The 5,953-nt window shown below is 66.7% G+C and carries 6 protein-coding genes; 4 read left to right on the top strand and 2 right to left on the bottom strand.

The genetic code is table 11. The features are described 5' to 3' along the window. Positions 1–337: FAD-dependent oxidoreductase (locus tag VIR09_RS24045; RefSeq protein ID WP_332015129.1), on the bottom strand; the 337-nt coding region annotated here is incomplete at its 3' end. 2 nt (positions 338–339) lie between these two features. Beyond that, positions 340–654: a non-heme iron oxygenase ferredoxin subunit gene (locus VIR09_RS24040; RefSeq protein ID WP_013393112.1), complete on the bottom strand. Its 315-nt coding sequence runs from the start codon at positions 652–654 to the stop codon at positions 340–342. A gap of 403 nt (positions 655–1,057) precedes the next feature. Between VIR09_RS24040 and VIR09_RS24035 the strand changes: the two genes are divergently transcribed. The 4 genes from VIR09_RS24035 to VIR09_RS24020 form a co-directional block, all read left to right on the top strand. Continuing rightward, complete coding sequence (locus VIR09_RS24035) at positions 1,058–2,161, top strand: TRAP transporter substrate-binding protein (RefSeq protein ID WP_332015128.1); 1,104 nt, start codon at positions 1,058–1,060, stop codon at positions 2,159–2,161. Between the two features lie 27 nt (positions 2,162–2,188). Beyond that, on the top strand, positions 2,189–4,591 hold the full coding sequence (locus tag VIR09_RS24030; protein ID WP_332015127.1) for a xanthine dehydrogenase family protein molybdopterin-binding subunit: 2,403 nt from the start codon (positions 2,189–2,191) through the stop codon (positions 4,589–4,591). Beyond that, positions 4,588–5,415: an FAD binding domain-containing protein gene (locus VIR09_RS24025; RefSeq protein ID WP_332015126.1), complete on the top strand. Its 828-nt coding sequence runs from the start codon at positions 4,588–4,590 to the stop codon at positions 5,413–5,415. The genes VIR09_RS24030 and VIR09_RS24025 overlap by 4 nt, the downstream gene beginning before the upstream one ends. A gap of 5 nt (positions 5,416–5,420) precedes the next feature. Beyond that, positions 5,421–5,953: (2Fe-2S)-binding protein (locus VIR09_RS24020; RefSeq protein WP_332015125.1), on the top strand; the 533-nt coding region annotated here is incomplete at its 3' end.

The raw sequence follows: 5,953 nt of genomic DNA, 5'->3' as shown, positions 1-5,953 counted from the left end.
GGCCGCCGGTGGCGAGCAGGCAGCGGCTGTAGGGGAGGGCCCCGCCATCGGCCAGCCGGACCAGGCGGCGGGCAGCGTCGATGGCCTGTGCTTCGGTGCCGGTCAGCAGCGTGATGCGCTGCCGTTCGTAGAAGTCGCCGGCATGCACCGCCGTCTGGCCGTGCGCGTCGGCCGTTTGCAGCACGGCCTTGGACAGCGGCGGGCGCTCGTAAGGCGCATGCGCTTCCTGGCCGATCAGCGTGATGGGGCCGTCGTGACCCAGGTCGCGCAGCGTGGCGGCCGCCACCGCGCCGGTCTGGCCGGCGCCGATGATGAGGATAGGATCTGCGTCAGCCATGGTCAGCCCTGCAGGTTGGCGTAGATGTCCTGGCCTTCGACCTTGACCGGATAGACGCGGATGCCGCTGGTGGCTGGCGCGCACATGGCCTGGCCGGTGCGGATGTCGAACCTGGCCTGGTGCAGCGGGCATTCGATGCAGCCATCTTCCAGATAGCCGTCGGACAGCAGCGCGTAGGCGTGCGTACAGACGTTGTCGGAGGCGTAGAACTCGCCTTCGCTGCGATACAGCGCAAGCTGCTTTTCGCCGGCTGCGACGGGGATCACCTCGTCGTCGTCGGTGAGTTGGTCGGTAGAGGCAATGCGGATCCAGTTCATATCAACTCGCTCGTCAGTATGCTGAGTAATTGTCGTCAGTGTACTGCCTAAAAAAACAAGTCAGGAGCTAGGGATTTCCCCGACATGAGGCGGCGGGAAGGGCTGCGGCGCGGGCCTATTATGCACGCCTGATTCGGCCCAGGTCCGCGGGTGTCCACTATATGTAAGGAGTACCCACAAACAGCACGCGAGTCTCGCGGAAAATGCCGCCCGGAACGGGGAAAAGCTAGGCATTCCGCGGGTGTCAGCAGTGGGGATTTACCTTGTTGACACTCAAAATTACTGTCAGTATGCTGATCAACAATTCAGTGTGCTAACGTTTTTTTCGGATGTACGCGAGTGGCGTTGGCATGAGTTGAGGCGGGTCCAAGGGGACTCAATCGAACCAGATCGGGAGCAATGAATGCAACGACGCCGTTTCCTCGCACAAGCCGCCGGCGCAGCCGGCGCGGGCCTAGCCACCGTCGGCATGCCTGCCGTCGCGCAATCCGCGCCGTCGGTGCGCTGGCGCATGTCCACCAGCTGGCCCAAGAGCCTGGACACCATCTACGGCTCGGCCGAGGATCTGTGCAAGCGCGTGGCGCAGCTGACGGACGGCAAGTTCGAGATCCGGGCTTTTCCCGGTGGCGAGCTGGTGCCGGCCGCGCAGAACATGGATGCGGTCAGCAACGGCACGGTGGAATGCAACCACGTGCTGAGCACGGCCTACATCGGCAAGAACACGGCGCTGACTTTCGACACCGGCCTGTCCTTCGGCCTGAGCGCCCGCCAGCACAACGCCTGGATCCATTCCGGCGGCGGCCTGAAGATGCTGCGCGCGCTCTATAAGAAGTACAACATCGTCAACCACGTCTGTGGCAACGTCGGTGTGCAGATGGGCGGCTGGTACCGCAAGGAAATCAAGTCGGTCGCCGACCTGAAGGGCTTGAACATGCGCATCGGCGGCATCGGCGGCATGGTGCTGTCCAAACTGGGCGCGGTGCCGCAGCAGATCCCGCCGGGCGACATCTATCCCGCGCTGGAAAAGGGCACCATCGACGCGGCCGAATGGATCGGCCCCTACGACGACGAGAAGCTGGGCTTCAACAAGGTGGCGCCGTACTACTACTCGCCGGGCTGGTTCGAAGGCAGCGCCTCCATTACCAGCATGGTGCATGACAAGGCCTGGGAAGCCTTGCCGCCGGCCTATCAGGCCGCCTTCGAGGCCGCTGCGGGCGAACAGACCATGCGCATGCTGGCCAACTACGACGCGCGCAATCCGCTGGCGCTACGCAAACTGATCGCCGGCGGCGCCAAGGTCAGCTTCTTCCCCAAGGAAGTGATGGACGCGGCGTACAACGCGTCGCAGGAACTGTGGGTTGAACTCTCGGCCAAGAACCCCGACTTCGCCGCCATCTTCCCCGACTGGAAGAAATTCCAGGCCGAGCAGGCGGGCTGGTTCCGGGTGGCCGAAAGCCCGTTGGATAACTACACCTTCGCCGCCGTGGCGAAGGCCCAGGCCAAGTAACAAGCAAGCAGGAGACAAAGGGTAGTCATGACGACAGCAAACGCCGATACGCACGGCCGGCCAGGCAAGCCGCAGGGAGTGGGCGCGCGGGTGCCGCGCAAGGAAGACGCGCGCCATCTGCACGGCAAGGGCAATTTCGTGGCTGACATGGCCATGCCGGGCCTGTGCGAGGTGGCCTTCCTGCGCAGTCCGCTGGCGCACGCGCGCATCACTTCGGTGCGCGTGGCCGAGCAGATCGCGGACAAGGCGTTTGTGCGCCAGGCCATGGTCGACGCGCGCGACATCGTGGCGGACTCGACGCTGCCCAGCTACCAGGTCTCGGCCCAGCCGCCGCTGGCCTCGGGCAAGGTGCGCTTCGTGGGCGAGCCTATCGCCATGGTGTTCGCGCCGACCCGGGCCGAGGCCGAAGACTACGCCGAACTGATCGAGGTCGACTACGACGACCTGCCTGTGTATGCGGACGTAGTCAGCGCCCAGGCCGCCCAGGGCGATTTTGTGCACGAACAATGGCGCGACAACGTCTTCGTCACGCTCAATGTCGACAAACAGTTCGATGAACTGGCGGCGCAGGCGGATGTGGTCGTGCGCCGCAAGATCGACCTGTCGCGGCAATGCATGGTGCCGATGGAAGGCAAGGCGGTGCTGGCCTACTGGGACCACCAGGCCGACCAGCTGGTGGTGGTCAGCGCGACCCAGGTGCCGCACATGATCCGCAGCGTGCTGGCCCAGTGCCTGGACCTGGAGCAAGGCCGGGTGCGGGTGGTGTCGCCGGACGTGGGCGGCGCCTTCGGCTACAAATGCGTGCTGCAGCAGGAAGAACTGTGCGTGGCCTGGCTGGCGAAGACCTTCAAGAAGCCGTTCCGCTTCATCGAAGACCGCCGCGAGCACCTGACCGCGGGCGCCAATTCGCGCGAGCACCATTATGAAATGGTGGCCTACGCCGACCGCCGCGGCAAGCTGTTGGCGCTGGACGCCAAGATCACCATCGACGGTGGGGCTTACTCGGTCTGGCCGTTCACCATCGGCCTGGAACCGGGCCAGGCCATCGGCAACCTGCCGGGGCCGTACGCATTCAAGGGCTATCGCTGCGTGACGCGGGCGGTGGCCACCAACAAACCGGGCTTCGTGCCCTATCGCGGCGTGGCGCGCACCGGCGTCTGCTTCGCCATCGAACTGACCATGGACGCGATCGCCCGCGAGGTCGGGCGCGAACCCTGGGAAATCCGCCACGAAAACCTGGTGCCAGGCGAGCAGATGCCCTACGTCAACGTCACCGGCAAGCACCTGGACAGCGGCGACTATCCGGCCAGCCTGCAGCAGGCCATGGACATGATAGGCGTGGATGCCATCCGCGCGCGCCAGCGCCAGGGGGAAGCCGACGGCCGCCTCATCGGCGTGGGCCTGGCGACATATACCGAGCAGGCGGCGCACGGCACCTCGGTGTTCGCGGCCTGGGGCACGCCGGTGATTCCGGGCTTTGACCAGGCCACCGCGCGGGTCACGCCGGACGGCGGGCTGGAGCTGCGGGTCGGCGTTCATTCGCACGGACAAGGCATGGAAACCACGTTTGCCCAGATCGCCAACGAGATCCTGGGCGTGGACGTGGCCAGCATCAAGCTGCTGCACGGCGACACCGGGCAGACGCCGTTCTCCACCGGGACCTACGCCTCGCGTTCGCTGGTGATGTCCGGCGGCGCGGTGTCGCAGGCCTGCAAGCGCCTGCTGCCGCGGCTCACGCATATCGGCGCGCATCTGTTGCAGGCCGATCCGGCCAACGTGGCCTGGAACGGCGACCGGCTGGAATCCGGCGGCAAATCGGTGTCGGTCAAGGACGTGGCCGACGCCTGGTATCTGCGGCCGCAATTGCTGCCGCCGGACGTGGACCCCAGCGGCCTGGAAGTCACCGTGGGCTACAAGCCCAAGGTCGACACCGGCTGTTTCACCTACGCCACCCATGCGGCGGTGGTGGCGGTGGATCCGGGCACGGGCGGCGTGGAGATCCTGGATTATGTGGTGGTGGAGGACTGCGGGACGATGATCAACCCCATGGTGGTCGAAGGCCAGACCATAGGCGGCGTGGCCCAGGGCATAGGCACCGCCTTCTACGAGGAAACGCCTTACGACGACAACGGCCAGCCGCTGGCGTCGACGCTGGCGGACTACATGCTGCCGGGCGCCACTGAAGTGCCGAACATGCGCCTGCATCACTTCGAGACGCCGTCGCCGCATACGGAGTTCGGCGCCAAGGGCATGGGCGAGGGCGGCGCCATCGCGCCGCCTGCGGTACTGTTCAACGCGGTCAACGACGCCTTGCGCCCGCTGGGCGCGGCTGAATTGCTGCGCACGCCGCTGTCGCCGACCCGCGTGCTGGCCGCCATCGCAGAGGGCAGCCGCAAGACCGCAACCGTTGCCGCGGAGGTGACGGCATGAAGGCGGCCGCATTCGAATACACCCGCCCGGACACGCTGCAGGACGCCTTGCGGGCGCTGCGCGGACACGAGGGCCGTGCCAAGCTCATGGCCGGTGGCCAATCGCTGGGGCCGATGCTGAACCTGCGCCTGGCGCGTCCGCCGGTCGTCATCGACATTTCCGGCCTGTCCGAACTGCGCACGGTCTCGCGCAAGGACGGCAAGCTGCGCGTAGGCGCGGCCGTGACCCATGCCGAGATCGAGGATGGCGTGCACGAATTGCTGCGCGGCACGCCCTTGCAGCAGGTGGCGCCGGGCATCGCCTATCGCGCCATCCGTAACCGCGGCACGCTGGGCGGCAGCCTGGCGCATGCCGACCCGGCGGCCGACTGGGTGCTGACCGTGGTCGGCCTGGGCGCGACGCTGGAGATCGCGGGGCCGGACGGCGTGCGCATGCTGGCGGCGGAAGACTATATGCAGGGCGCCTACACCACCGGACTGCGCGAAGACGAGCTGATCGCCGCCGTGCACATACCGGAAGCCGGGCCGCAGGCGCGCTGGGGCTACTACAAGTTCTGCCGCAAGACCGGCGAGTTCGCCGAGGCCAGTTGCGCCGCGTGGTTCGATCCGTCTTCAAAGACGGCGCGCATCGCGGTGGGAGCCCTGGACGGCGCGCCCAGGCTGCTGCCCCAACTGGCCGCGCGTATCGCGCAGCAGGGCTTGGCGGGCCTGGACGAGACGCTGTTGGCCAGCGAGCTGGCCGGCGTCATGCAGGACAAGGACGAACACCATCGCAAGCTGCACGGGACCGCGGTGACGCGCTGCCTGGCGCAGGCTCTGGCTTGACAGGAATGACCATGGTTCAGGTGACATTGGAAGTAAACGGCAAGCGCGTATCGCACGAGGCGCCCGCGCGCATGCATCTGGGGGATTTCCTGCGGGATCAGGCGCGCCTGACCGGCACTCATCTCGGCTGCGAACATGGCGTCTGCGGCGCCTGCACGGTGTTGGTGGACGGGGCGCCGGTGCGTTCCTGTATTTCCTTCGCAGTGGCCTGCGAAGGCCGGCAGGTGACCACCATCGAAGGCTATGACGCCGATCCGGTGATGCAGCGGCTGCGCGCCGCCTTTACCAAGCACCACGCCTTGCAATGCGGCTATTGCACTCCGGGCATGCTGGCGACTTCGCGCGATATCGTGCTGCGCTTGCCGGATGCGGACGAGAGCCGGGTTCGGGTGGAACTGTCCGGCAATCTGTGCCGCTGCACCGGCTACATGGGCATCGTCGCCGCAGTGATGTCGGTGCTGGCCGAGCTCAGGGAGCAGGCCGACCCCGCCGTGGAAGCGCTGCGCGCAGCCCAGGCGCAGGGCCACGGGGCGGCGCC

This window comes from Achromobacter sp. (assembly GCF_036567245.1).
In the GTDB taxonomy this organism is placed as follows: Bacteria; Pseudomonadota; Gammaproteobacteria; order Burkholderiales; family Burkholderiaceae_B; genus Achromobacter.
The sequence above is the reverse complement of the archived record's forward strand: the minus strand, read 5'-3'. Positions and strand labels throughout refer to the sequence as shown.